19 protein-coding genes, 1 tRNA gene and 1 pseudogene are annotated in these 23,385 nt (G+C 73.0%); 14 read left to right on the top strand and 7 right to left on the bottom strand.

Annotated elements, in window-relative coordinates; translation table 11 throughout:
• The 3 genes and pseudogenes from ACO1BR_RS36550 to ACO1BR_RS36560 form a co-directional block, all read left to right on the top strand.
• Positions 1-269, top strand: a pseudogene (locus tag ACO1BR_RS36550) (DUF4097 family beta strand repeat-containing protein); the annotation flags it as partial.
• A 190-nt stretch (positions 270-459) separates the two neighbouring features.
• Positions 460-1,686 carry a cytochrome P450 gene (locus tag ACO1BR_RS36555; RefSeq protein WP_426799421.1) on the top strand — a complete coding sequence of 409 codons (1,227 nt, stop codon included), beginning with the start codon at positions 460-462 and terminating at the stop codon, positions 1,684-1,686.
• A gap of 295 nt (positions 1,687-1,981) precedes the next feature.
• Positions 1,982-2,055 (top strand) — tRNA-Met (locus ACO1BR_RS36560).
• A gap of 102 nt (positions 2,056-2,157) precedes the next feature.
• Here ACO1BR_RS36560 and ACO1BR_RS36565 read toward each other — a convergent pair.
• Positions 2,158-2,955, bottom strand: a complete 798-nt coding sequence (locus ACO1BR_RS36565; protein WP_426799422.1) for an NAD(P)H-dependent oxidoreductase — start codon at positions 2,953-2,955, stop codon at positions 2,158-2,160.
• A 72-nt stretch (positions 2,956-3,027) separates the two neighbouring features.
• On the opposite strand from ACO1BR_RS36565, the gene ACO1BR_RS36570 reads away from it, so the two are divergent.
• Complete coding sequence (locus ACO1BR_RS36570) at positions 3,028-4,047, top strand: GlxA family transcriptional regulator (protein ID WP_426799423.1); 1,020 nt, start codon at positions 3,028-3,030, stop codon at positions 4,045-4,047.
• A gap of 70 nt (positions 4,048-4,117) precedes the next feature.
• The gene (locus ACO1BR_RS36575; protein ID WP_426799424.1) at positions 4,118-5,134 is read left to right on the top strand and encodes a DUF2797 domain-containing protein; all 1,017 of its coding nucleotides are present in this window, start codon (positions 4,118-4,120) and stop codon (positions 5,132-5,134) included.
• 55 nt (positions 5,135-5,189) lie between these two features.
• On the opposite strand, the gene ACO1BR_RS36580 is transcribed toward ACO1BR_RS36575, so the two are convergent.
• Positions 5,190-5,723 carry an NADPH-dependent FMN reductase gene (locus tag ACO1BR_RS36580; RefSeq protein ID WP_426799425.1) on the bottom strand — a complete coding sequence of 178 codons (534 nt, stop codon included), beginning with the start codon at positions 5,721-5,723 and terminating at the stop codon, positions 5,190-5,192.
• 295 nt (positions 5,724-6,018) lie between these two features.
• On the opposite strand from ACO1BR_RS36580, the gene ACO1BR_RS36585 reads away from it, so the two are divergent.
• From ACO1BR_RS36585 to ACO1BR_RS36615, 7 genes are all read left to right on the top strand, one after another.
• Positions 6,019-6,813: a response regulator transcription factor gene (locus ACO1BR_RS36585; protein ID WP_426799426.1), complete on the top strand. Its 795-nt coding sequence runs from the start codon at positions 6,019-6,021 to the stop codon at positions 6,811-6,813.
• A 236-nt stretch (positions 6,814-7,049) separates the two neighbouring features.
• Positions 7,050-8,606, top strand: a complete 1,557-nt coding sequence (locus tag ACO1BR_RS36590) for a HAMP domain-containing sensor histidine kinase (protein WP_426799427.1) — start codon at positions 7,050-7,052, stop codon at positions 8,604-8,606.
• 207 nt (positions 8,607-8,813) lie between these two features.
• Positions 8,814-10,175: a glycosyltransferase gene (locus ACO1BR_RS36595; protein ID WP_426799428.1), complete on the top strand. Its 1,362-nt coding sequence runs from the start codon at positions 8,814-8,816 to the stop codon at positions 10,173-10,175.
• Between the two features lie 92 nt (positions 10,176-10,267).
• On the top strand, positions 10,268-12,658 hold the full coding sequence (locus tag ACO1BR_RS36600) for an ArnT family glycosyltransferase (RefSeq protein WP_426799429.1): 2,391 nt from the start codon (positions 10,268-10,270) through the stop codon (positions 12,656-12,658).
• Between the two features lie 173 nt (positions 12,659-12,831).
• Positions 12,832-14,409, top strand: a complete 1,578-nt coding sequence (locus ACO1BR_RS36605) for an MFS transporter (protein ID WP_426799430.1) — start codon at positions 12,832-12,834, stop codon at positions 14,407-14,409.
• A 38-nt stretch (positions 14,410-14,447) separates the two neighbouring features.
• Entirely contained in the window at positions 14,448-15,236 is a 789-nt protein-coding gene (locus ACO1BR_RS36610; RefSeq protein WP_426799431.1) for a TetR/AcrR family transcriptional regulator, read from the top strand.
• Between the two features lie 305 nt (positions 15,237-15,541).
• Complete coding sequence (locus ACO1BR_RS36615) at positions 15,542-16,954, top strand: M14 family zinc carboxypeptidase (protein ID WP_426799432.1); 1,413 nt, start codon at positions 15,542-15,544, stop codon at positions 16,952-16,954.
• A gap of 30 nt (positions 16,955-16,984) precedes the next feature.
• On the opposite strand, the gene ACO1BR_RS36620 is transcribed toward ACO1BR_RS36615, so the two are convergent.
• Both ACO1BR_RS36620 and ACO1BR_RS36625 read right to left on the bottom strand, forming a co-directional pair.
• Positions 16,985-17,167, bottom strand: a complete 183-nt coding sequence (locus tag ACO1BR_RS36620) for a hypothetical protein (RefSeq protein ID WP_426799433.1) — start codon at positions 17,165-17,167, stop codon at positions 16,985-16,987.
• Between the two features lie 155 nt (positions 17,168-17,322).
• On the bottom strand, positions 17,323-18,570 hold the full coding sequence (locus tag ACO1BR_RS36625; RefSeq protein WP_426799458.1) for a S53 family peptidase: 1,248 nt from the start codon (positions 18,568-18,570) through the stop codon (positions 17,323-17,325).
• Between the two features lie 469 nt (positions 18,571-19,039).
• Between ACO1BR_RS36625 and ACO1BR_RS36630 the strand changes: the two genes are divergently transcribed.
• A complete protein-coding gene (locus ACO1BR_RS36630; RefSeq protein ID WP_426799434.1) occupies positions 19,040-19,867 on the top strand; it encodes a TrmB family transcriptional regulator in 828 nt (275 codons plus the stop codon).
• Between the two features lie 54 nt (positions 19,868-19,921).
• On the opposite strand, the gene ACO1BR_RS36635 is transcribed toward ACO1BR_RS36630, so the two are convergent.
• Together ACO1BR_RS36635 and ACO1BR_RS36640 are read right to left on the bottom strand one after the other, a co-directional pair.
• Positions 19,922-20,581: a DUF1707 SHOCT-like domain-containing protein gene (locus ACO1BR_RS36635; RefSeq protein WP_426799435.1), complete on the bottom strand. Its 660-nt coding sequence runs from the start codon at positions 20,579-20,581 to the stop codon at positions 19,922-19,924.
• A 95-nt stretch (positions 20,582-20,676) separates the two neighbouring features.
• Positions 20,677-21,543: an alpha/beta fold hydrolase gene (locus tag ACO1BR_RS36640; RefSeq protein ID WP_426799436.1), complete on the bottom strand. Its 867-nt coding sequence runs from the start codon at positions 21,541-21,543 to the stop codon at positions 20,677-20,679.
• 64 nt (positions 21,544-21,607) lie between these two features.
• On the opposite strand from ACO1BR_RS36640, the gene ACO1BR_RS36645 reads away from it, so the two are divergent.
• The gene (locus ACO1BR_RS36645; RefSeq protein ID WP_426799437.1) at positions 21,608-22,159 is read left to right on the top strand and encodes a helix-turn-helix domain-containing protein; all 552 of its coding nucleotides are present in this window, start codon (positions 21,608-21,610) and stop codon (positions 22,157-22,159) included.
• A gap of 174 nt (positions 22,160-22,333) precedes the next feature.
• On the opposite strand, the gene ACO1BR_RS36650 is transcribed toward ACO1BR_RS36645, so the two are convergent.
• Positions 22,334-23,176, bottom strand: a complete 843-nt coding sequence (locus ACO1BR_RS36650) for a YceI family protein (RefSeq protein ID WP_426799438.1) — start codon at positions 23,174-23,176, stop codon at positions 22,334-22,336.
• Positions 23,177-23,385 lie beyond the last annotated feature (209 nt).

The raw sequence follows: 23,385 nt of genomic DNA on the forward strand, positions 1-23,385 counted from the left end.
CCGAAAGCTCCGTCACCGCCACCAACGCCCACGGCACCCTGCGCGTCACCGAACTCACCCGCGGCACCACCAAGTTGGAGACCTCCTACGGCGCCATCGATATCGGCATCCACGAAGGCACCGCCGCCTGGCTCGACGTCAGCTCCGACCACGGACAGGTACGCAACACGCTCGCCTCCTCCGAGGCCCCGCAGGAGACCGAGGACACCGTCAAGGTCCACGCCCGCACCCGCTACGGCAACATCGACATCCGCCGCGCCCGCCCCTGAGCCCCGAAACCGCCAACCCGCCCGCTCCCCAGCCACTTCGGCCCTCGAACGGGCGGGCTTCTCCCAGGCGCCATCTGTCATGCCTACGCCGGGGCGCCGCGCCGTCCGTAGTAGCCCGCAGTCGCCTGACCGCAACAACCGTCACGAGCAACAACCGCCATGAGCAACAACCGCCACGAAAGGAAGTCCGATGAGTGACATGGTTCCCACCCCGCACGGCCTCCCGATGGAGCGCGATGCCGGCCCCTTCGACCCGCCCCGCGACATCAGCCGGCTGCGCGAGGCCCGCCCGGTCAGCCCGATGGTCTTCCCCGACGGTCACGAGGGCTGGCTCGTCACCGGCTACGACGCGGTCCGCCAGCTCATGGCCGACACCCGGTTCAGCTCCCGCCAGGACATCGGCGTTCTCCACGTGCCGTACGAGACCCCCGGCATGCCCGTCATGACCGAACCGTCGCCGCAGGTGCCGGGTTTGTTCGTCGCCATGGACCCGCCGGACCACACCCGGCTGCGGCGCAAGCTCACCGGCGCCTTCACCGTCAGGCGCATGAAGCAACTCGAAGAACACATCCGCGACATCGCCGAGCGGCAGCTGGACGAGATGGCGCGCCTCGCCCCGCCGGTCGACCTGGTCAAGGAGTTCGCGCTGCCGGTGCCCTCGCTGGTGATCTGCGAACTGCTCGGTGTGCCCTACGAGGACCGGGAGAACTTCCAGGTCAACTCCGCCCAGATCATGGTCAAGGACCAGTCGCTGGAGGAGAAGATGGCCGCGTACGACGCGCTGACCGGCTATCTCGCCGAACTGGTCACGCGCAAACGTGCCGAGCCCGGCGACGACATACTGTCCGACCTGGCGGGCCATGACGACCTCACCATCGAGGAACTGGTCGGTATCGCGTTCCTGCTGCTGCTCGCGGGTCACGAGACCACCGCCAACATGCTGGCACTGGGCACCTTCGCGCTCCTGGAGCACCCCGAGCAGATGGCCGAACTGCGCGCCGATCCGGAGTTGTTGCCCGATGCCGTCGAGGAACTCCTGCGCTATCTGTCCGTCGGCGACGTCTTCTTCCGGTACGCCACGGAGGACATCGAACTCGGCGGCGAAACGATCGGCAAGGGATCGACCGTCATTGTCTCGCTGCTGGCCGCCAACCACGACCCGGAGCGCTTCGAGCACCCCGACACCCTGGACGTCCACCGCAGGGCCCGCGGCCACCTGTCCTTCGGCCACGGCATCCACCAGTGCCTCGGCCAGCAACTGGCCCGCGTCGAGATGCGCGCCGGTTTCGCCGGACTGCTGCGCCGCTTCCCGACCCTCGAACTCGCCATCCCCGCCGGCGAGGTGAAGCTCAAGACCGACATGAACATCTACGGCGTCCACGAGCTGCCGGTGACCTGGAAGGAAACGGCCCGGTAGACGAGAACCGCCGGCCGAGCGCTTCACCTGGGCGGGAACGCACCTTCAGGAGGTTCGGGTCCTGCCGAGCGCGCGGCGGGTCGAAGCCCCCGCCGTTCTCCGGGCGGGGGCGTTGGCCCGCTTTTCGGCGGTGGCGAGGTGCCGCGACCGGGGACCACGCCGATCACGGGGCGGCGGTGCGCGAGTCCTCGACGAGGCAGGACGGCCGTGGGTGAGGGCGGATCCGGTGCGGAGGTGGGGGCGGCGCAATGGATTAGGCGCTGGGGCGGGGGTCGCGTAAGGTTGGGTTCACCGACGCGGGGTGGAGCAGCTCGGTAGCTCGCTGGGCTCATAACCCAGAGGTCGCAGGTTCAAATCCTGTCCCCGCTACTGATGCCGTCGCCCCAGTGGATGAGAGTCGATCTCGTTCGCTGGGGCGGCGGCTTTTTTGTGCGTGCGGTGGTGCATGCGTGGGTGTGCGGCGGGCCGGGGTCAGGGGTGGGCCGGCGGGGGCGGGGCGGTGTAGTGGGCGGCGGGGCCCGTGGGGGCCGCCGGGGTCAGGTGGGGGTGCAGGAGCAGGTCGTCGTCGTAGTCGCCGGTGTTCTGGTGGCGGAAGGGGAGCGGGTCCGTGGTGGGGAGGGTGAGCAGGCGGTCCCGCAGGCGGGTGGCGGCGGTTTCGTAGGCGTCGGGGGTGGTGCGGTCCGCGCTGGGGATCAGCAGGGGCGGGGCGACGGACATGCCGGTGTACCAGAAGGTGCCGTGCTGAAGGGGGAAGAGGAGGTCGTTGAGGTCGCCGCTGACGCCCCGGGGGCCGAGGGTGGCGGCGCGGGCGCCGGCGGTGACGACGACCATGGCGCGCTTGCCGGTCAGAGGGCCGTCGCCGTAACGGCGGGAGCGGCCGGTGGCGGGGTCGGTGAGGCCGAAGGCGAAGCCCTTGATGAAGACGCGGTCGAACCAGCCCTTGAGGATGGCGGGCATCCCGTACCACCAGAGGGGGAACTGGACGACGAGGGTGTCGGCCCAGGTGACCTTCTCCTGTTCGGCGACGATGTCCGGGCTCAACCTGCCCGCGGCGTGGGCGCGTTCGGACGCGTCGGTGATGCGGAGGCGGTCGGCCGGGTCGTGGGTGCCGTAGTCGGCGGCGTCGACGAGCGGGTTCCATTTCATGGCGTAGAGGTCGGAGACCCGGTGCTGGTGGCCGTGGGCTTCGAGGGTGCGCAGCCCCTCCGCCTTGAGGGAGCCGCTGAGGGAACGGTGGTCGGGGTGGGCGAACAGCCAGAGGACCTTCATGGCGTCCACCTTCCGGGGAGGCCGGGCGGAGAGACGAGTGGCCGGACGGCCAGCATGTGCCAGGATCGGGCCATGGGGAGGGGGCGGGCCATGGTTGGCGTGGGTGATACGGCGGGGGTGCGGCGGCACCGGGTGGCGGTTCTGGTGCGACCGGGGATGCTGCCGATGGAGGTCGGGATCGTGCACCGGATCTTCGGGCAGGCCAGGTCGGCGGCGGGGGAGCCGCTGTACGAGCTGGTGACGTGCACGCCGGAGCCCGGGGAGCTGCCTACGGACACCGACTTCACGGTGCATGTGGCGCACGGGCCGGAGGCGCTGGACGACGCGGACACGGTGGTGGTGCCGGCTTCCGGGGAGGACTACGACGGCGAGCAGCGGGAGGGCCGGCTGAGTCCGGGGATGGCCGCGGCGCTGGCGAGGATCCGGCCGGGGACGCGGATCGCGTCGGTCTGCACGGGGGCGTTCGTCCTGGCCGCCGCGGGGCTGCTGGACGGGCGGCGGGCCACGACGCACTGGGGGTCGGCGGACGACTTCCGGCGGATGTTCCCGGCCGTCGAGCTGGATCCGGACGTGCTGTACACGGACGAGGGCGATGTGCTGACGGCGGCCGGGGTCGCCTCGGGCGTCGATCTGTGTCTGCACATGGTGCGCCGCGACCACGGGGCGGCGGTGGCCAACGACGTCGCGCGGCGGACGGTCGTACCGCCGCACCGGGAGGGCGGGCAGGCGCAGTACATACACCGGCCGGTGCCGGAGCCGCAGCTGTCCTCGACGAGCGTGGCGCGGGCCTGGGCGCTGGAGCACCTGGACCGGCCGCTGAGCCTGCGGGAGCTGGCGGCGCGGGAGGCGATGAGTGTACGGACCTTCACCCGGCGGTTCCGGGAGGAGGTGGGGGTCTCGCCGCTCCAGTGGCTGACCCGGCAACGGATCGAGCGGGCCCGGCAGTTGCTGGAGGAGACGGACCTGACGGTGGACCGGATCGCGGCGGAGACGGGGTTCGGGACGGCGGCCTCGCTGCGGCAGCATCTGCACACGGCGCTGGGGGTCTCCCCGCGGGCCTACCGCAGCACGTTCCGGGGGGTGGGGGTGTAGGGCCGGGGTGCGGGGTGGGTGGGAGTGGTGGGGCCGGGGCGTTGTCGGTGGGCGGTCGTACGCTGACGGTGTGTGGCGATGTACGGGGCCGCGGTGGTCGGGCAGCGGGCCGGGGGCCGGGCCGGAGGGGCCGTTCGGCCAGCGGCTCGGGTGGTACTGCGCGGAGCGGGGGGAGGAGCGGGAGAGCCTGCTGCCGGCGGGGAAGGCGCTGGCGTTCGCGGCGCTGGGGGAGCGGCGCTGCCTGGGGGTGCGGCGCGGCGGGCGGTGGATCGTGTGCCCGTACGGGGCGGGGATCGACGGGGCGGCGGCGAAGGACCAGTGCCCGCGGTGCGCGCGGCTGGACCGGTCGCGTTCGGTGGCGGCGGACACCATGGCGGACGATCCGCGCCCGTACGGCGTCTATCTGGCGTACTTCGGGCCGGGCCTGCTGAAGGTGGGGATCACGGCCGCGGAGCGCGGGACGGCGCGGCTGGTGGAGCAGGGCGCGGTGGCGTACGCCTGGCTGGGGCGCGGGCCGCTGATGGCGGCGCGGCGGGCGGAGGCGCTGCTGGGGAGCGCGCTGGGGGTGCCCGACCGGTTCGCGAAGGAGGCGAAGCGGGCGGCGCGCGGGGCCCTGCCGCCGCTGCCGGAGCGGGCCGGTGAGCTGGCACAACTGCACCGTGCGGCACGGCGGTTGGCGGGCTGGCCGGAGACGCTGGAGCCGGTGGAGTTCGCCTGCGGGGACCACACGGAGCTGTTCGGGCTGGAGCGGATTCCGGCGGGCGGCGTCGTGGAGCTGGGTGGGCTGACGGCGGGGGCGGAGATCGTGGCGGAAGTGGTGGCCGGTGTGGGGGCGGATGTGTATCTGCGGTTGGCGGGGGAGGGCGGGGCGGCCGGGGAGACCGGGGCGGAGGGGCCTGGTGCGGGTGACGGCGCCGGGCGGGGCGGCTCCGGGACGGGCGGGGTGGTCGCGGTGCTGGATGCGCGGTTGCTGGCGGGGTGGGTGCTGGGGGCGGCGCGGGGGCCGGTGACGACGGTGCCGGTGCGGCCGGCGGCGAGGGGGGCGGGGAGAGACGAGGGGGAAGGGGGACAGGAGGGGTTGTTCTGAGCGGGTTTTCTGAGGGGTCCTGGAGGCCGGGCGGTGCGGTTCCCGGCGGCCCGGGTCAGGCCGTGGTGGCCGCGGACAGGTGGCTCAGGGCGGTGCGGAGGTCGGCGAGGGTGGGCTCGTCGCTGACGCGCTCGGTGGCGGGGTCGATCTTGGGCCCGATGGCGGGGATCTCGCGGCAGGCGGCGGTGACGACCTGTGCCGTCATCAAGCGCAGGGTCTCGCGGAGTTGGGCGTTGGCGTGGTCGCCGCCGGTGGGGAACGGCGAGGCGGTGATCACGGCGACCGGCTTGTCGACGCATTCGCCGCTGCTGACCAGCCAGTCGAGGGCGTTCTTGAGGACACCGGGGACGCCGTGCGCGTACTCCGGGCTGACGATGAGCAGGGCGTCGGCGCTCGCGACGGCGGTGCGCAGGGCGGCGACCGGGGGCGGGGGTGTGGCGCCTTCGCCGTCCAGGTCGGGGTTGAAGTGCGGGAGCGCGCCGATGTCCGCGGTGGCGGTGGGGCCGTCGACGAGGTCGAGGGCGGAGCGCAGCACGGCTCCGTTGGACGAGCGGGCGCGCAGGCTGCCGGAGAGGGCCAGGAGATGCATGGGGCGACGGTACGCGGTGCGGAGTGCGGGACCTGGGCGGGGTTCCGTACGGCGACGGTGCGGTTGGGGGGCGGCCGGAGGCGGGAAAGTACAGGTCAGGAGGATTGTCAGTGGTGGGTGCGATGCTGGGGAAGTGGTGATCGGCCCGGGCCGCGCGGGGGGCGGCCCAGGTCCGCCATGACGGGGTGGCGCCCGGTGCGGGCGATGGGTTCTTGACCTTCGGCAGGGGGGATTCTCAGGAGATTCACAGAAACCGGCAAGGGAGCTCTCAGAGGGGCGGGCCAGGCTCCAGGCCATGACCCTGACTTCGTCGTCGTCCTCAGCGTCCTACCGTGCGCCGGCCTCCGGCTCGTCCTCCAGGGGGGTGCCGGGGAAGCAGCCGGAGCTGCTGCGGGCGGACGGCAGCCCGGTGCGGGTGCTGGTCGTCGACGACGAGTCCTCGCTCGCGGATCTGCTGTCGCTGGCCCTGCGGTACGAGGGCTGGGACATCCGGTCCGAGGGGGACGGCGCGGGTGCGCTGCGGTGCGCCCGCAGCTGGCGGCCGGATGCGGTGCTGCTCGATGTGATGCTGCCGGACATGGACGGGCTGACGGTGCTCGGCCGGCTGCGGCGTGAACTGCCGGACGTACCGGTCCTGTTCCTCACCGCCAAGGACGCGGTCGAGGACCGGATCGCCGGGTTGACGGCGGGCGGCGACGACTATGTCACCAAGCCGTTCAGCTTGGAGGAGGTGGTGGCCAGGCTGCGCGGGCTGCTGCGCCGGGCCGGGGCGACCACCGCACGCAGCGAGTCGCTGCTGACGGTGGGCGATCTGGTGCTGGACGAGGACAGCCACGAGGTCTGGCGGGACGGTCAGGACATCCATCTGACGGCGACCGAATTCGAGTTGCTGCGCTATCTGATGCGCAATCCGCGGCGGGTGCTGAGCAAGACGCAGATTCTGGACCGGGTGTGGAGCTATGACTTCGGGGGCCAGGCCAACGTCGTCGAGCTGTACATCTCGTACCTGCGGCGGAAGATCGACGCCGGGCGGGAGCCGATGATCCACACCCGGCGGGGTGCGGGCTATCTGATCAAGCCGGTGGGGTAGGTGGCGGGTTGCGCGTCGTGAGCGGTCGGGTGATCACGGGGGTGTCGGGGACGTCGGGGGCCTCGGATGTCTCGGGTGTCTCGGGAACCTCCGGGACGGATGAGGCGGTCGGGCCTGCCGGTGTGGCCGGGGGCTCGTCGGGGGCCGGTCCGTCCGCGTCTGGTCGGTCCGCGCCCGGTCGGTCCGGGCGCGGTCGGTCCGGGGGCGGTCGTGTCAGGGCCTCGCGGTTTGCCCGTTTGCCGCTGGTCGCCTCCCTCTCGCGACGGCGCTGGACGTTGCGGACGCGGCTCGTGGTGTCGGCGGTGGCGCTGATCGCGGTGGTGGGAACCGTGATCGGGGCCGTGACGACGATCGCGCTGCACCAGTACATGCAGGGGCAGTTGGACCGGCAGCTGTGGGAGTCGGTCAAGCGGGCGGCGGAGCCGCATCCGCTTGGCCCCCTGCATGACGACGGGCTGGATTTCGTCGCCATGGGAGGCCAGCCCTTCGGTGCGGTGGGCGCGCGGGTCGGGCCGGACGGGGCGATCGGGGCCGGGGCGCTGCTGAACCGCTCGACGAGCCGGCTGCCGTCGGAGCGGCTGGACGCGCTGAGCGGGGGCCAGGTCGCGGCGCTGAACGCGGTGCCCCGGGACGGTGCGCCGCACGGCGTCCACCTGCCCGGCCTCGGGCACTACCGGGTGGAGTCCGCCAAGGACGGCCAGTTGGTGCTCGGGCTGCCGACCGGTGAGGTCGACGGGACGGTCGACCGGCTGGTGCGGATCGAGGGCTTTGTGACGGTGGCCGGACTGGCGGCGGCCGGGATCGCGGGCTCCGTCATGGTCGGGTTCGCGCTGCGGCCACTGAAGCGGGTGGCCGCCACGGCGACGCGGGTGTCCGAACTCCCGCTCCACCAGGGCGAGGTGGCGCTGCACGTCCGGGTCCCGGCGGCCGAGGCGGATGCGCGTACGGAGGTCGGCCAGGTCGGGGCGGCGCTGAACCGGATGCTGGGGCATGTCGGTTCGGCGCTCTCGGTGCGGCAGGAGAGCGAGATGCGGGTGCGGCAGTTCGTCGCCGACGCCAGCCATGAGCTGCGTACGCCGCTGGCGTCGATACGGGGCTATGCCGAGCTGACCCGGCGCGGCAAGGAGCGGCCGGGGCCGGAGACCCGGCATGCGCTGGGGCGGATCGAGTCCGAGGCGGAGCGGATGACGGGGCTGGTGGAGGATCTGCTGCTGCTCGCCCGGCTCGACTCCGGGCGCCCGCTCTCGTACGAGAGCACCGATCTCTTGCCGCTGGTGGTGGACGCGGTGAGCGATGCCAGGGCGGCCGGGCCCGATCACCGCTGGCGGCTGGAGCTGCCCGACGAGCCCGCACTGGTCCACGGTGACGCGGGCCGGCTGCACCAGATCCTGGTCAACCTGCTGGCCAACGCCCGTACGCACACGCCGGAGGGGACGACGGTCACGGCACGGGTGCGGGGCCGGGTGCGCGGAGCGGGTGCGGACCTCGGGGCCCCGGCACACGGCGTGGGCCCCGAGGAGCGCGGGGCCTTCGGAGCGTACGGGGCCTTCGGGGCCGGGTTCGTCCAGTTGGAGGTGGAGGACGACGGGCCCGGGATCCCTCAGGCGCTGCTGCCGCGGGTCTTCGAGCGGTTCGCGCGCGGGGACGCGTCCCGTTCGCGGGCGGCCGGGAGCACGGGGCTGGGGCTGGCCATCGTGCAGGCGGTGGTCGCCGCACACCGGGGGACGGTCAGCGTGCAGAGCGTCCCGGGGCGGACGGTCTTCACGGTGACGCTGCCGACGGCCCGCCCGTAGGCGGCTCGGCCCGTAGCCCCTGCTGCCCTCAAGAGCCTCCGCTCGCCCGCGTTTTCGCAGGTAGGGCCGGCCCATCACGTGTCGCGGCGCACTTCTCGACGTGTCGCGGCGCGCCCGTCTATCGCCACCGCCCTCTGCCCCCGACTCATAGCCCACCCACAGGTTCAGCACACCGGCATGACAGGGCGGTTGGCGACCGTCGTCGGTATGACGACGCCACCGCCGACCCAGACGCCGCTGGGTTCCCTGCCACCACGTGAGCATCTGCGACTGGGCCAGATCGAGACGGTCCTCGATGTCGTGATACCCGTCTACAACGAGGAGAACGACCTCGAACCGTGCGTGCGCCGCCTGCACGACCACCTCGTACGGACCTTCCCCTACGGGTTCCGGATCACCATCGCCGACAACGCGAGCACCGATCGCACGCCCGAGATCGCCGCCCGGCTCGACGACACGATGGACAACGTCACCGCGGTCCGGCTGGAGCAGAAGGGCCGCGGCCGGGCGCTGCGCACCGTGTGGTCGCTGTCCGAGGCGCCGGTGCTGGCCTACATGGACGTCGATCTCTCCACCGACCTCAACGCGCTGCTGCCGCTGGTCGCACCGCTGATCTCCGGGCACTCGGACCTGGCGATCGGCTCCCGGCTCAGCCGCAGCGCGCGGGTGGTGCGCGGGCCGAAGCGGGAGTTCATCTCGCGGACCTACAACCTGATCCTGCGCGGCTCGCTGGCTGCCCGGTTCTCCGACGCGCAGTGCGGTTTCAAGGCCATCCGCGGCGATGTCGCCGGCCGGCTGCTGCCGATGGTCGAGGACACCGGGTGGTTCTTCGACACCGAGATGCTGGTGCTCGCCGAGCGGGCCGGGCTGCGGATCCACGAGGTGCCGGTGGACTGGGTCGACGACCCCGACAGCACCGTGCACATCGTGCGGACGGCGACCGACGACCTCAAGGGCGTCTGGCGGGTGGGGCGGGCGCTGGCGACCGGGGCGCTGCCGCTGGACCGGCTGGCCCGGCCGTTCGGCGACGATCCGCGGGACCGGCAGCTGCCCGGGGTGCCGGGCGGGCTGGCGCGGCAGCTCGTCGGGTTCTGCGTCGTCGGGGCGCTCAGCACGCTGCTCTACCTCGGCCTCTACTCCCTCTTCCGGCTCGGGGTGGGCCCCCAGGTCGCCAACGCCGGCGCCCTGCTGGTGTCCGCTCTCGGCAACACGGCGGCCAACCGCCGACTGACGTTCGGGGTGCGCGGGCGGGACCGGGCGGTGCGCCATCAGGCGCAGGGGCTGGTGGTCTTCGCCATCGGCCTGGTGCTGACCAGCGGCTCGCTGGCGGCCCTGGACTCCGCCACCGGCAGCCCCTCGCACACCAGCGAGCTGACGGTGCTGGTGGCCGCCAACCTCGCCGCGACGGTGCTGCGGTTCCTGCTCTTCCGCGCCTGGGTGTTCCCCGAGCGCGAGCGGCGGGAGGCGGCGGGCGGCCCGGCCGCCCAGGGCTCCGGGCCGGCCGACGACCGCCCGGAGCCCGCGCCGTCCGGCGCGCAGGACCGCAACGACCTTTCACGGAGCGCTTGATGACCCCCCGTCCGTCCAGTACGCCCGGTGCGCCGGATCAGCCGCCGCACACGGGCCCGACCGCACCGCCGGCGACACCACAGGAGAGAGCGATGACCCCGGAGGCGTCCGCCACCGGCCCCGACCGGTCCGCACGGGAAGCCGTGCGGGGAACGGGAGTCGGGCAGCCCGACCAGTCCGCAGGAGAGGCCGGTCAGCCCGGCCGGCCCGGAGAGCCCGCGGAGGGATCTGTGCGGCTCCGTACGTATGAACCCCGGAGCGGGCTGCGCGGACTGCCGGAGCGGATCGTGCGGGGACGGCCGGAGGACCCCCGCTGGGCCCGGCCCGCGCTGCTGGCGCTGCTGGTGGTCACCGCCGCGCTCTACCTCTGGGACCTCTCGGCGTCGCGGTACGCCAACCAGTTCTACTCGGCCGCCGTACAGGCCGGCAGCGAGAGCTGGAAGGCGTTCTTCTTCGGGTCGTCGGACGCGGCGAACTCCATCACCGTCGACAAGCCGCCGGCCTCGCTCTGGCCGATGGCGCTGTCCGTACGGCTCTTCGGGCTCAGCTCCTGGGCGGTCCTGGTGCCCGAGGCGCTGATGGGCGTGACGACGGTCGGCCTGCTCTACGCGACCGTGCGGCGCCGGTTCGGCGCGGCGGCCGGTCTGCTGTCGGCGGGCGCGCTGGCGATCACCCCGGTCGCCGCGATGATGTTCCGCTTCAACAACCCGGACGCGATGCTCTGCCTCGTGATGGTCTGCGCCGTGGCGTGCGTGCTGCGCGCCCTGGAGGAGGGCCGGACGAAGTGGCTGGTGCTGGCCGGCGTCTGCTTCGGGCTGGGCTTCCTCACCAAGACCCTCCAGGCGTGGCTGATCCTGCCGGCGATGGCCCTGGTCTACGTCTGCTGCGCGCCGGTCGCGCTGCGCAGGCGGCTGGGGCAGCTGCTGCTGGCCGGACTGGCGATCGTGCTGTCCGCCGGCTGGTGGGTGGCGGTCGTCGAGTTGCTGCCGGCGTCCGCGCGCCCGTATGTGGGCGGTTCGCAGACCAACAGCTTCCTGGAGCTGACGTTCGGCTACAACGGCTTCGGGCGGATCAGCGGGAACGAGCGGGGCAGCGTCGGCGGTCACGGCGGCGGGCACGGTGGCGGTCACGGTGGTCCGGGCGGCGGTGGCGGCTGGGGCCAGACCGGCATCACCCGGCTGTTCTCCTCCGACATGGGCGGGCAGATCTCCTGGCTGCTGCCCGCCGCGCTGATCCTGCTGGTCGTGGCGGTGTGCGTGCTGTGGCGGGCGCGGCGTGCGGTGGCCGCCGAACGGGCCGCGCAGCGCACGGAGTTCCTGGTGTGGGGCGGCGCGATGCTGATGACGTTCACGATCTTCAGCTTCATGTCCGGCATCTTCCACCAGTACTACAACATCGCGCTGTCGCCCTATATCGCGGCGCTGGTCGGTATGGGGTCGGTGTTCGTCTGGCGGCACGGCGGCTGGCTGGGCAGGATCGTGCTCGCCGTGGTGGCCGGGGTGACCGCGGCCTGGTCGTACGTCCTGCTGGACCGGTCGCCGCAGTGGCTGCCGTGGCTGCGCTGGACCGTGCTGGTGCTCGGCCTGCTGGCGGCGCTCGGTCTGCTGCTGGCGGCGGGGAGCGGAACGCGGCGCTCGCCGGCCGGGGTTGACGGCGGTGCACCGGACGCCGAGGGCGGTGCGGCCGCGGACGCCGCGGCCGGGGCCGCTGCCCGTCCTGCCGCGGGGCAGCGGCGGCGGCTCGCGGCGGTGGCGGCCGGGCTCGGGGTGGCGACGGCGCTGGCCGGCCCGCTCGCGTACACGCTGAACACCGTCAACACCCCCAAGGGCGGCTCGATCGTCGTCGCCGGTCCGGCCGTCCAGGGCGGCCGCGGCTTCGGCGGCGGTCCCCGAGGCCAGGGGGCCGGCGGCGGCCGGACGACCATGCAGCGGGGCGGCAACGGGCATGCGCCGGGCGGCTTCCCCGCACCGGGCGGCGCCGGCCGCGGCTTCCCCGGGCAGCCGGGCGGCGCCCTCGCCGAGCGCCTCGGCGGGAAGGGCGGGATGGGCGGGATGGCCGGGATGGGCGGTCTGCTCAACGGCGCCACGGTGAGCGCCCCGGCCAAGCGCCTGGTGGAGCAGGACGCGGACCACTACACCTGGGCCGCCGCGGCCGTCGGCTCCCAGAACGCCGCGAGCTACCAACTCGCCACCCAGAAGCCGGTGATGGCGATCGGCGGCTTCAACGGGAGCGACCCGTCGCCGACCCTCGCCCAGTTCCAGCGGTATGTCGCGGAAGGGAAGATCCACTACTTCATCGCCGGTGGGCGGGACGGCTCCGGCGGCGGACGGACGGGCAAGGGCGGGCGGGGCGGCGGCTTCCCCGGCGGTCCCGGCGGCGGCCAGGGTCCCTCGTCCAAGATCAGCGCCTGGATCGAGAAGACCTTCAAGAAGGTCACCGTGGGCGGCGCCACCTTCTACGACCTGACGCAGAAGAAGGCGTAGGGCCGGCGCAAGGCACCGGGCCGGCGAAGGCCCGGAAGCCGTAGGGAGGAAGGAGCCGCGCGGGGACAGTCCCCTCCCGCACGGCTCCTCTTGCCCGACCGAAAACAAATGTACGGCGTATAAGGCTCCCTGTACGGTGTAAGGCATCCGCTCGCACCGTACAGGGAGCTCGTATGCCCGCCGTGGCCCCCGATGCCACCACCACCGCACTCCAGCCACCCGGCAGGGTCGCCAGCCGCTGGCTGATCCTGGCCGTCATCTGCGTCGCCCAGCTCACCGTCGTCCTCGACAACACCGTCCTGAACGTCGCCGTCCCCTCCCTGACCGAGGAACTGGGCGCGACCACCGCCGACGTCCAGTGGATGATCAACGCGTATTCCCTGGTCCAGTCCGGCCTGCTGCTGACCGCCGGCAACTCCGCCGACCGCTACGGCCGCAAGAGGATGCTCGCCACCGGCCTGGTGCTGTTCGGCGCCGCCTCGCTCGGCGCCACCCTCGCCCACACGCCCGGCCAACTGATCGCCGCCCGCGCCGGTATGGGTATCGGCGGCGCACTGCTGATGACCACCACCCTCGCCGTCGTCATGCAGATCTTCGACGACGCGGAGCGCCCCAAGGCCATCGGCATCTGGGGCTCGGTCAACTCGCTCGGCTTCGCCGCCGGCCCCCTGATCGGCGGCTCGCTGCTCGACCACTTCTGGTGGGGCTCGCTCTTCCTCGTCAACCTCCCGGTCGCGGCGATAGCCCTGGCCGCCGTCGTCACCCTCGTCCCCGAGTCCAAGAGCCGCGGCGGCGAACGCCCTGACCTGCTGGGCGCGCTGCTGTCCATGATCGGCATGGTCGGGGTGGTCTACGCGATCATCTCGGGCCCGGTGACCGGCTGGCTGTCGTCCCGCGTGCTGCTCTCCGCCGCGATCGGCGTCGTCGGACTGGCCCTCTTCGCCCTCTGGGAGCTGCGCGTACCGCATCCGATGCTGGACATGCACTTCTTCCGCAACCGCCGCTTCATCGGTGCCGTCTCCGGCGGCATCCTGGTCGCCTTCGGCATGGGCGGCTCGATGTTCCTGCTCACCCAGCATCTGCAACTGGTGCTCGGGTACGGCCCGTTGGACGCCGGGCTGCGGATGGCGCCGCTCGCGCTCACCGTCGTACTGATCAACTTCACCGGTCTCGGCGCCCGCCTGGCACCCCGCTTCGGCACCCCCGGAATGATCGTCTCCGGGATGACCCTGCTGGCCGCCGGCCTCACCGCGATCTCCCTCCTCGGCGGCGACAGCTACGGCGGCATGCTCTTCGGCCTGATCGTCATGGGCATCGGCGTCGCGATCGCCATGCCGACGATGGCCAACGCCATCATGTCCGCGATCCCGCCGGCCAAGGCCGGCGTCGGCGCCGGTGTGAACGGCACCCTGATGGAGTTCGGCACGGGCCTCGGCGTCGCCGTCCTCGGCGCGGTCCTCAACTCCCGCTTCGTCGCGCTGCTCCCGGTGGTCGCCGCCGGCGCGGGCTCCCTCCCGGCGGCCCTCGCCCGTACGCACACGGCCGCCGAGCGCACCGCCGTCCACCACGCCTTCGCGACCGGCATCGGCACCAGCCAACTGGTCGGCGCGGCGGCCGTCTGCCTCGGCGGCCTGGTCGCCGCGGTCCTGCTGCGGCGCGCGGAACGGGCCGGGCAGGAGCCGCGGTCCGCGGATCAGCCCGCTCCGGCGGCGCCGGGCGGCCCCGACCCCGCCGTGGCGCCGGCGGATTAGCATCGAGGACACCACCGCACGAACCGAGGAGGGGCGCCATGGCAGCAGCGACGGACGGCCGCGCCGGAAAACGGCCGCGCAGCGTCTGGCTGACCGAGCGCCCCCCGGTCAAGCGGAAAGCGGACCAGCCGGCCGGACTCGACCTCGACAAGATCGTCGCGGCGACGGTCCGGCTGCTGGACGCGGAGGGCCTGGCGAAGTTCTCGATGCGTCGCCTCGCCGCCGAACTCGGCGTCACCGCCATGTCCGTCTACTGGTACGTGGACACCAAGGACGACCTCCTCGAACTGGCGGTGGACGCGGTAGCCGGCGAGATGACCCTGCCCGACGAGTCCGAGGACACCGCCGACTGGCGCGACCAGCTCCGCGTCCTCGCCACCGCCTACCGCGACATCCTGCTGCGCCACCCCTGGGCGGCCCGGCTGCTCGGCGAGTTCATCAACATCGGCCCGCACTCCACGGCCTTCTCCAACGCCACCCTCCGGGTGATGGCGCGCAGCGGCCTGGACCCCGACCAGACCTCCGGCGCCCTCGCGTCCATCTTCCACTTCGTCTACGGCTTCTCGACCATCCGCGCCCTGCACGAGGCCCGCTGCCGCGCCGCCGGCATCAGCCTCGACGACTACTTCGGCCAGGTCGTCGCCGCCCTCTCCGACCGCCCCGAGTTCGCCGAGACCCTGGAACTCTCCGCCCGCGCCGGCTACGCCCGACGCGGCGACAGCGCCCGGGACATGCTCGACCGCGACTTCGGTTTCGCCCTCGACCTCCAGATCGCCGGCATCGACGCCATGCGGGCGGACCGCGACGGACCCCGTACGCGGGACTGAACGCCCCGCGGGCGCCCAGTGGACGCCCGGCGCGGGCCACCTAGGGTGAGCGGACGGCGGCGCCGCGTCCGCAGCTGTCCAACTCCCCGCTGAATATGGCGACTTCTTCACCAAGGATGTCCGGGAACTCCCCTTCCCACCGGGCATGCACATGGGCATCATGCCTCCGATTGGCCCAATGGCATCAGCCAAGGCGTCCGGAGCGCCGTATGTCCGGCTTTCCGGGAGCCGCCGCGGGCGAGGCCGGCGAAGGCCGCGTCGCGCCCGCGTGCCGATGCCCCTCACCCCCCACGGAAGGCCATGGCATGCCCCGGAAGACCCTCCTGACCACGGCTGCGGCGGCGCTGGTCGCGGCGCTCACGGCCCTGTCCCCGCTGTCCCCGTCCGCCCACGCCGGTGCGCCGCAGAAAGCCGGCGCGTCCGGTGAGCACACCGTCGTCGTCTACCGCGTCCCCACGCACGACCGGCGGGACGCGCAGAAGCTGATCTCCGCCGGATTCGACCTGATCGAACGGCGCCAGGGCGACGACCTGTTCGTCATGGGCGACCCGTCGACGGCGGCCGGGCTGCGCCGGCTCGGCTTCGCCCCCACGGCCGTCGAGACCCTGCACAAGCCGCTTGCCCAACGGCCGGGCGCGGCCCGCGCGAGCGGCGGCGCCGGAGACACCTACGACGGCGGCTACCGCACCGTCGACGCGCACTACGCGCACCTCGACCAAGTCGCCGCACAGCACCCGGACATGGCCAAGGTCGTCACCTACGGCCAGTCCTGGCTCAAGCAGAAGGGCCGCGGCGGCCACGATCTCAAGGCCGTCTGCATCACCAAGATGAAGGGGGACGACTGCAAGCTCGACCCCAACTCCACCAAGCCGCGGTTCTTCCTGATGAGCCAGATCCACGCGCGGGAGCTGACCACGGGGGAGACCTCCTGGCGCTGGATCGACACCCTGACCAACGACTACGGCAAGGACCCCGACATCACCGCGCTGATGGACTCCACCGAGATGTGGGTGGTCCCGATAGCCAACCCGGACGGCGTTGACATCGTCGCCCAGGGCGGCGACAACCCCATCCTCCAGCGCAAGAACGCCGATGACGCCCAGGGCGGCGGCTGCAGCGGGGACGGCCAGACCGGTGTGGACCTCAACCGCAACGCGGGCACCCACTGGGGCGGCCTGGGCACCTCCAAGGAGCCCTGCAGCGAGATCTACCTCGGCCCCGCCGCCGACTCCGAACCGGAGAACACCGCGCTGGAGGGCCTGTTCCGCAAGCTGTACCCGGCGGTGCGCACGGGCACCGGCGACGGCGACCCGGCGCCGGCCACCGCCAAGGGCATGATGATCAGCCTGCACAGCGACGCGAGCATGGTCCTGCTCCCCTGGGAGGCCGACCACACCATCCACACCGGCAACGACGCCCCGCTGCGCGCCATCGCCGGCCATCTCGGCAAGCTCACCAACTACCAGTCCGGGCAGGCCGGCGAGATCCTCTACGACGCGTCCGGCGGCACCGACGACTGGACGTACGACAAGCTGGGACTGGCCAGCTTCACCATCGAGATAGGCGACAGCGACGGCCGTGGCTGCTCCGGGTTCACCCCGGCGTTCTCCTGCCAGGACAGCTACTTCTGGCCGAAGATGAAGCCCGCGCTCGTCTACGCGGCGCAGCAGGCCGCGGCGCCGTACAAGGCGACGAAGGCAACGGCCCAGGGGCGCTGAGGCGCCGACACCGGGTCGCGGACCGACCGCTCACCCTCCCTCGTGAGGGTGGGCGGCGATCTCCGCGTTCCGGCTGCGGACGGTGCGGGGGTGCCCCGCACGCCGGGCCGACTCGCGCTGCCGGTGCAGGGCCTGGCACACGTCGCAGCCCTCCCGCGGTACGGGTTCCCGCTCGGCCGTCCCGGCGGCCCCCGGGGCGCACTGCCCAACCATCCGTGTTCCTCCTCTCCACAACGGGCGTCATCGCCGGCCGATGCGGACAGTGGGCCCGGACCGTCGGGTGCGGTCCGGGCCCACTGGTGGGTGTCGCAGGCCGGCTCCGTGGGGTGGTTGCCGGGCTGCGACGGTCGGTGAGACGGCGGTGCGGCCTACTTCTTGAAGGCCGCGACGCCGTTCGGGGTGCCGAGGCCGGTCGGGCCGTCGTAGCCCTTGCCCGCGGTGCAGAGGTACGACGGCGAGCAGGTGCCGTTGGCGCCGGACGTGACGTCGTTCAGGGCCGAGGCGTGGGAGTAGGGGTACGAGGCCGGGGTGTCGCCCGAGCCCGGGGCGCCGGCGAGGGCGTAGACACCGGCGATGAACGGGGACGAGGCGCTGGTGCCGCCGTACACGTTCCAGCCCTTGGACTGGTAGGTGTCGTAGACCGCGAGGCCGGTGGCCGGGTCGGCGACCGCGGCGACGTCCGCGACGGTGCGCTTGTTGCAGCCGGTGTCCTTCTGCCAGGACGGCTTGGCGTCGTACTGGGAGCAGCCGGAGCCGGCTCCCTCGCCGCCCGCGTTGGTGCCCCAGACCGACTCGGTCCAGCCGCGTGCGGCGCTGCCGCCCTTCTTGAGCGAGGTGCCGCCGACCGCGGTGACGTACTGCGACGCCGCCGGGTACTCGACGCCGTAGCCGCTGTCACCGGAGCTGACGGTGATCGCGACGCCCGGGTGCTTGAAGTACTTGTCGTCGGAGGTGGTGTCGGTGGCGTCCTCGGGGCCGCCGTAGCTGTTGGAGACGTACTTGGCGCCCATGGTGACCGCGCGGTTCACGGCGGCTCCCAGGTCGTCCATGTTCGCGCTCTTCGCCTCGACCAGCAGGATGTGGCACGACGGGCAGGCCGCGCTCACCATGTCCACGTCGAGGGATATCTCGCCGGCCCAACCCGCGTCCGGGGCCGGGTAGTTGCTGCCGCCGTCCTGGTCGACCTTCTTGAAGCACCCGTTGGCGGTGGTGCACTCGGGCAGGCCGTACTGCTTGCGGTAGGCGGCCAGGTCCTTCTCGGCGTTGGGGTCGTCGTTCGCGTCGACGATGGCGACGGTCTGTCCGCTGCCGCCGGTCTTGGGCAGGTTGTACGCGCTCTGGAGGTCGGCGGGGCCGAGGCCGGACGGCGCGGCGTTCCGCTTGAGGGACAGCTGCTGCTTGACGTCCGTACGGGCCACCGCGTTGCAGGCCATGTAGCCGGGGTGCGCGGGCTGCGCGCACAGCCGGTGGGTGGGGACGGTGGCCGACGCGGTGGGGGTCGCGTGGGTCGCCGGTGCCGCGGGGGCCGGGGCGGCGCCGGCCGGGCCGGCGGCGATCAGGCCGCCGACGACGAGCGTCGCCGCCGAGAGGAGGGCGGGCACGCCGCGGCGGGCCAGCCCTTTCGCGCGGTCTGCTCTGTTCGTTCGCTCGGAACGCAAGGGAATGACCTCCGTGGGGGGAAGGGGGGGACGGCAGCCCGGAGTTGGGGAAACGCCGGGCGGGGGTGGAGGGCGGAGGACGCCGGAAGGCCGGGAGGGGAAAGCGGATGTCAAGGACATGTCATGCCGTTACGCACGAAATGCCCCGCCGCTCCGTCCATCCGTCCGTCCGCCGATCCGGCCGCCCGCCCATCCCGTACTGCCGAGGACGAGTCGCACACGTGCTCTCGGTGATCCCGTGACCGCGTGATCGTGGGGGTCGCGTGATCTCGGTGATGCCACCCCGGTCAGTGGTGGCTTCCTAGGAAAGTAGTGAACAGAACGTCAAAGGGCTACCGAAGTACGGCAAAGGCTTTCCATGGTCTGTGAACGGAGAGCCGCCCCGGGGTCCATCCGCGGGGGCCGGAGGCATATACCTTGTGCTGTCATGGATTTGGAAGAAGACGCGGTCGGCAACCTCGTCGCGCTCGGCCTGGCCCGGTACGAGGCGCGGGTCTACCTCGCGCTGGTCCGGCGCGAGTCGTACACGGCGGCGGAGGTCGCCCGCGAGGCGGACGTACCGCGCCAGCGGGTCTACGACGTGCTGGACGCGCTGGTCCGGCGCCGGCTGGCGAACGCACACACCGGGCGGGTGGCGACCTACTCGGCCGTCGCCCCCGAACTCGCCATGACCCGGTTGATGGCCCTGCAACGCGAGTCCCTGGAGCGGCTGGAGCGCGCCTCCGGCGTCCTGGCCGCCACGCTCCAGCCGCTGTGGTCCGACGGCCGCGGGCACACCGACCCGCTCGACTACGTCGAGATCCTGCGCGATCCGGTGGTCATCGCCGAGCGCTTCGCCGACATCCAGCGGCAGGCCCGGCACGAGCTGCTGTCCTTCTGCAAGCCGCCGTTCGTCGCCCCGGCGGAGAACGCCGAGGGCATCAAGGCCGCGCGCAGGCTGCACCGCGGCGGCGGCACCGTCCGCGCCATCTACACCTCCGGCGCCCTGGAGGACGCCGGCATGCTCGCGAACGTCCGCAGCTTCGGGCAGGCCGGCGAGGAGGCCCGCTTCACGGCGGACCTCCCCCTCAAACTGGTCATCGCCGACGCGTCGGTGGTCCTGTGCGACATGCCCGACCCAGTGGCCGGCGCCGGCTCCACCACCGCCCTGGTCATCGAGCACTCGGCCCTCGCCGCCTGCCTGCGGCTGGCCTTCCTGACGGTCTGGGAGAGCGCGGCCACGGTCCCGGAACCGATCGAGGCCCTGAACTCCTGATGCCCGGGCGGTTGTCCGGGGCCGCCGGTACGCGGGCGGCACCGGCACCGCGGATCACCGGCCTCCGCTGCCGGTACCCTTCCGCGCGCGCCTGTGCACACGGCGCTCCACGGCCGGCGGGAGCTCGTGGACGACATGGACGCTGCCGCAGACGGCGATGCCGGTGACGGTGATCCGGTGCGTCGCCGGGAGGCCGGTGCCGTCGCGGTCCTGGGTGAACCCGCCCACGACGCCGGTCCCCGCGACGTGTACCTCCACGCCTTCGGGGACGACGATGTGGACGGTGCCGATCCACGCGTTGACGTGCAGGGTCGTTTCCGGACCGGTGAACCGGGCCGCGCGGAGATCGATCACTCCGGAGCCGATGACCGCGGCGGCGCGGTACTCCTCGCCCACCAGCCAGCGTCCGTCGCGGACGACATCGCCGAGGACGCCCACGTCCCTGGTCGCCGCCGGTGTGCGGACCGACCACGGAACGGGCTGCACGTCCTGTACGGCGGTGGCCAGGTCACCCTTGGAGCGGGCGCGGTAGACCATTTCCAGCCGTTCGTCCAGTTCGCCGGTGGAGACCCGGCCGTCGGCCGTGGCGGCGCGCAGGACGTCCGCGGCCCTGTCGCGGTCGGCGTCGGAGGCGCGCAGCGCCGCGTCGGCTGGAGGGGCGCTGCGCGCGAGGGGAGGTCCGGGCGCGGGCTGAGGGGGTTGTGCGATGTCCATGGTGCGAACTCACCTCGCTGATCTGGGCGGTGGGCGGTGCGGGTCAGTTGAGGAGAGGCCGGTCGGCCCTCCTCCGTCGCGCGGTGGGGGGGCCGTCAGGCCGGTGGGGCGGGCCGGTCCGCGGTCCGGTCGAGGAGCTGCCGGACCCCGGCCGCGACGGCTTCCGGCACCTCGGCCTGGACGAGGTGACCCGAGTCGACCTCCTCGAACCGCCCGTCGGGCAGCGTCTCCGCCCACCGCCGCTGGTGCTCGGCGAGGATGGCGTGCTGCGGCGCCCGGCCCTTCGCGGGGCGGGACGCCGAGAGCAGGACCGTCGGGCATGCCGGGAGGGCGGGCGGTTCGGCGCGGAGCCGGGGGAGGTCCGCGGCCACGGCCCGGAACTCCCGCCGCGTCTGGGCGATGCCCGCCGGGACGAAGTCCTCGGTGAGCATGGCCGCGTAGGTGTCCGCCGGGAAGGCGCGGCGGACGTTCGCGCTGACCACGCGGGCCAGCGGGCGGAACCGCACCAGCCCCTGCGTCACGCTCAGCGCGCGGTCGACCTTCACGGCGGTGCGGTCGAAGGTGTCGTAGACGGGCGCGCTCTCCGGTGTCGGATCGAGCAGCAGCAGCCCGCGCAGCCGCGGCCCCAGGCGCTGTGCCGCGCGGCGCGCGACCAGCCCGCCCATGCTGTGCGCGACGAGCACGAACCGGCCGGGGACGACCGCCTCGGTCATCGCGGCCAGGTCCGCGGCCATGTCGTCGATGCCCAGCTCGGCTGTGATCCGGCCGCTGCGGCCGAAGCCGGCCCGGTCGTAGGCCACTAGCCGGGCCCGGTCCGCCAGCAGCGGCAGCACCGCGTCCCAGCAGGTGCGGCCCAGGCCCTGGCCCGCTTCGAAGACCACCCGGTCCGGCCCGGTGCCGGACTCCTCGACATGGACGGACCGCCCGTTCACCGGCACCGCCCGCCCCGTTTCCTGGCGCATGTTCCCCTCCCGCAGCCAACGTTTTCAATTTAGATAACGGTATCGCATGTGAAACAGTAGCTCTATGGACACCATCGAGCTGCTTCTCCACCCGGTACGCCTGCGCGTGGTGCACGCGCTCTCCGGCGGCCGGGTGCTGACCACCTCCGAGCTGTGCGCGCGGATGCCCGAGGTGTCGAAGGTGACCATGTACCGGCATGTCGCCCTGCTGACCGAGGCGCGCTTCCTGGAGGTGGCCGAGGAGCAGCGGGTGCGCGGCGCCGTCGAGCGGCACTACCGGCTGCGCCAGGACCGGCCGGTCGTCGACGCCGGCGCGGCGGCCGCGATGTCGCCGGACGACCACCGCCGGGGATTCGCCTCCGCCATGGCGGTGCTGATCGCGGAGTTCAACGCCTACCTCGACCGCGACGGCGCCGAGCCGACCACCGACGGCGTCTCGTACCGCCAGGGCACGTTCTGGCTCACTCCGGACGAACTCACGGAGCTGAGCTGCGAGTTGCTCAATGTGCTGGCGCCCCGGCTCGCCAACCGCCCGGAGCCGGGCCGGGCCCCGTACCTCCTCAGCCCGATCCTCTTCCCGGCCGGGCCGACGACCCCCGACGAGGAGCGGCCGTAGGGGCTGCCCGAGGGGCCACGGCCCGGCCCGGCTCCCGGCAGACGGACGCGGCCCCGCCGTTTTGCTGCTGCCGGTCGCGTGGGCAGCGGAACGACGGGGCCGCGTCATGAGCGCGCGGGGCCGTCTACGACTCCGGCACGACCGGGTCGCGCGCGGGCGCGCGCCGTGCGGTCCTCAGCCCATGGGCAGGGTCTCGCCCTGGACCGCCTGGATGTCGAGTTCGACCTTGAGGGTGGTGCCGATGGCGGCGATACCGGCGGCGACGACCTGGTTGTAGTTCATCTTGAAGTCCTCGCGGCGCAGTTCGGCGGTGGCGCGGAACGCGGCACGGACGCCGCCCCACGGGTCGGGGCCGGTGCCCAGGTAGCTGAGGCCGAGGTCCACGGGGCGGACGACGCCGTGCAGGGCGAGGTCGCCGTGGACGGTCCAGCGGTCCGGGCCGGCGGGTTCCAGACCGGTGCTGCGGTAGGTGATCTCGGGGTAGACGTCGACGTTGAGGAAGTCCTCGTTGCGCAGGTGGCCGTCGCGCATGCCGTTGCCGGTGTCGATGGACGCGGCCTTGATCACGGCCTCGACGCGGGACTTCTCGATGTCCTGGGCGATGTCTATCCGGCCGCTGAACTCGGTGAAGCGGCCGTGCACGCTGGAGATGCCCAGGTGCTGGGCGACCGCGCCCACCGTGGAGTGCATGGGGTCGATGGTCCAGGGGCCGGGCGGCGGCAGTTCGGCCCCGCCCTGGCGGGCCAGGACGACGGTGCCGACGTCCATCCGGCCGCTCGCCGTCACGATCGCGCTGGAGGCGACCGGTGCGTAGCCGACGGCCGTCACGATGACCGTGTACGGGCCGGCAGCCAGCGGCTCCCCGCTGCGGATCCGGCCCTCCTCGTCGGCGGTCGCGCGCAGCACCTGCGCGCCTGTCATGTCGGTGACGGTCAGTACGGCGTGCTGTACCGCCCAGCCGTCCCGTGTGCGGACCTGCGCCCGTACTCCCGCAGCTCCCGCGCCCGTCGAAGTCATTGCCTCTCCCGTTTGTTGCCTGATGGGGTTCCCCTGCCCGCCGGGCGAAGCCGGGAGCGTGGGGGAGTGCCGGGCTCCGCAGGGCCCTGGTACGTGTGGTGCCGGGCCCTGGCCGGCCCCGTCCTTGTCGGGCCCCGGCCGGCGGCGTGCAGGCCGTCCCCTGCCTGTGCGCAGCGCCGCCGGCCGGAGCCCTGGGGTCCGGGCCGGGG

The sequence above is a fragment of the Streptomyces sp. YGL11-2 genome (genome assembly GCF_050054615.1).
Classification (GTDB): Bacteria; Actinomycetota; Actinomycetes; order Streptomycetales; family Streptomycetaceae; genus Streptomyces.

Bases quoted from the DNA above. Each gene is read 5' to 3' on its own strand.
- ACO1BR_RS36605 (WP_426799430.1), top strand. From the start codon at position 12,832: ATGCCCGCCGTGGCCCCCGATGCCACCACCACCGCACTCCAGCCACCC.
- ACO1BR_RS36615 (WP_426799432.1), top strand. From the start codon at position 15,542: ATGCCCCGGAAGACCCTCCTGACCACGGCTGCGGCGGCGCTGGTCGCG.
- ACO1BR_RS36570 (WP_426799423.1), top strand. From the start codon at position 3,028: ATGGGGAGGGGGCGGGCCATGGTTGGCGTGGGTGATACGGCGGGGGTG.
- ACO1BR_RS36595 (WP_426799428.1), top strand. From the start codon at position 8,814: ATGACGACGCCACCGCCGACCCAGACGCCGCTGGGTTCCCTGCCACCA.
- ACO1BR_RS36640 (WP_426799436.1), bottom strand. From the start codon at position 21,543: ATGCGCCAGGAAACGGGGCGGGCGGTGCCGGTGAACGGGCGGTCCGTC.
- ACO1BR_RS36620 (WP_426799433.1), bottom strand. From the start codon at position 17,167: ATGGTTGGGCAGTGCGCCCCGGGGGCCGCCGGGACGGCCGAGCGGGAA.
- ACO1BR_RS36635 (WP_426799435.1), bottom strand. From the start codon at position 20,581: ATGGACATCGCACAACCCCCTCAGCCCGCGCCCGGACCTCCCCTCGCG.
- ACO1BR_RS36610 (WP_426799431.1), top strand. From the start codon at position 14,448: ATGGCAGCAGCGACGGACGGCCGCGCCGGAAAACGGCCGCGCAGCGTC.
- ACO1BR_RS36580 (WP_426799425.1), bottom strand. From the start codon at position 5,723: ATGCATCTCCTGGCCCTCTCCGGCAGCCTGCGCGCCCGCTCGTCCAAC.
- ACO1BR_RS36645 (WP_426799437.1), top strand. From the start codon at position 21,608: ATGGACACCATCGAGCTGCTTCTCCACCCGGTACGCCTGCGCGTGGTG.
- ACO1BR_RS36600 (WP_426799429.1), top strand. From the start codon at position 10,268: ATGACCCCGGAGGCGTCCGCCACCGGCCCCGACCGGTCCGCACGGGAA.
- ACO1BR_RS36630 (WP_426799434.1), top strand. From the start codon at position 19,040: ATGGATTTGGAAGAAGACGCGGTCGGCAACCTCGTCGCGCTCGGCCTG.
- ACO1BR_RS36650 (WP_426799438.1), bottom strand. From the start codon at position 23,176: ATGACTTCGACGGGCGCGGGAGCTGCGGGAGTACGGGCGCAGGTCCGC.
- ACO1BR_RS36565 (WP_426799422.1), bottom strand. From the start codon at position 2,955: ATGAAGGTCCTCTGGCTGTTCGCCCACCCCGACCACCGTTCCCTCAGC.
- ACO1BR_RS36555 (WP_426799421.1), top strand. From the start codon at position 460: ATGAGTGACATGGTTCCCACCCCGCACGGCCTCCCGATGGAGCGCGAT.
- ACO1BR_RS36585 (WP_426799426.1), top strand. From the start codon at position 6,019: ATGACCCTGACTTCGTCGTCGTCCTCAGCGTCCTACCGTGCGCCGGCC.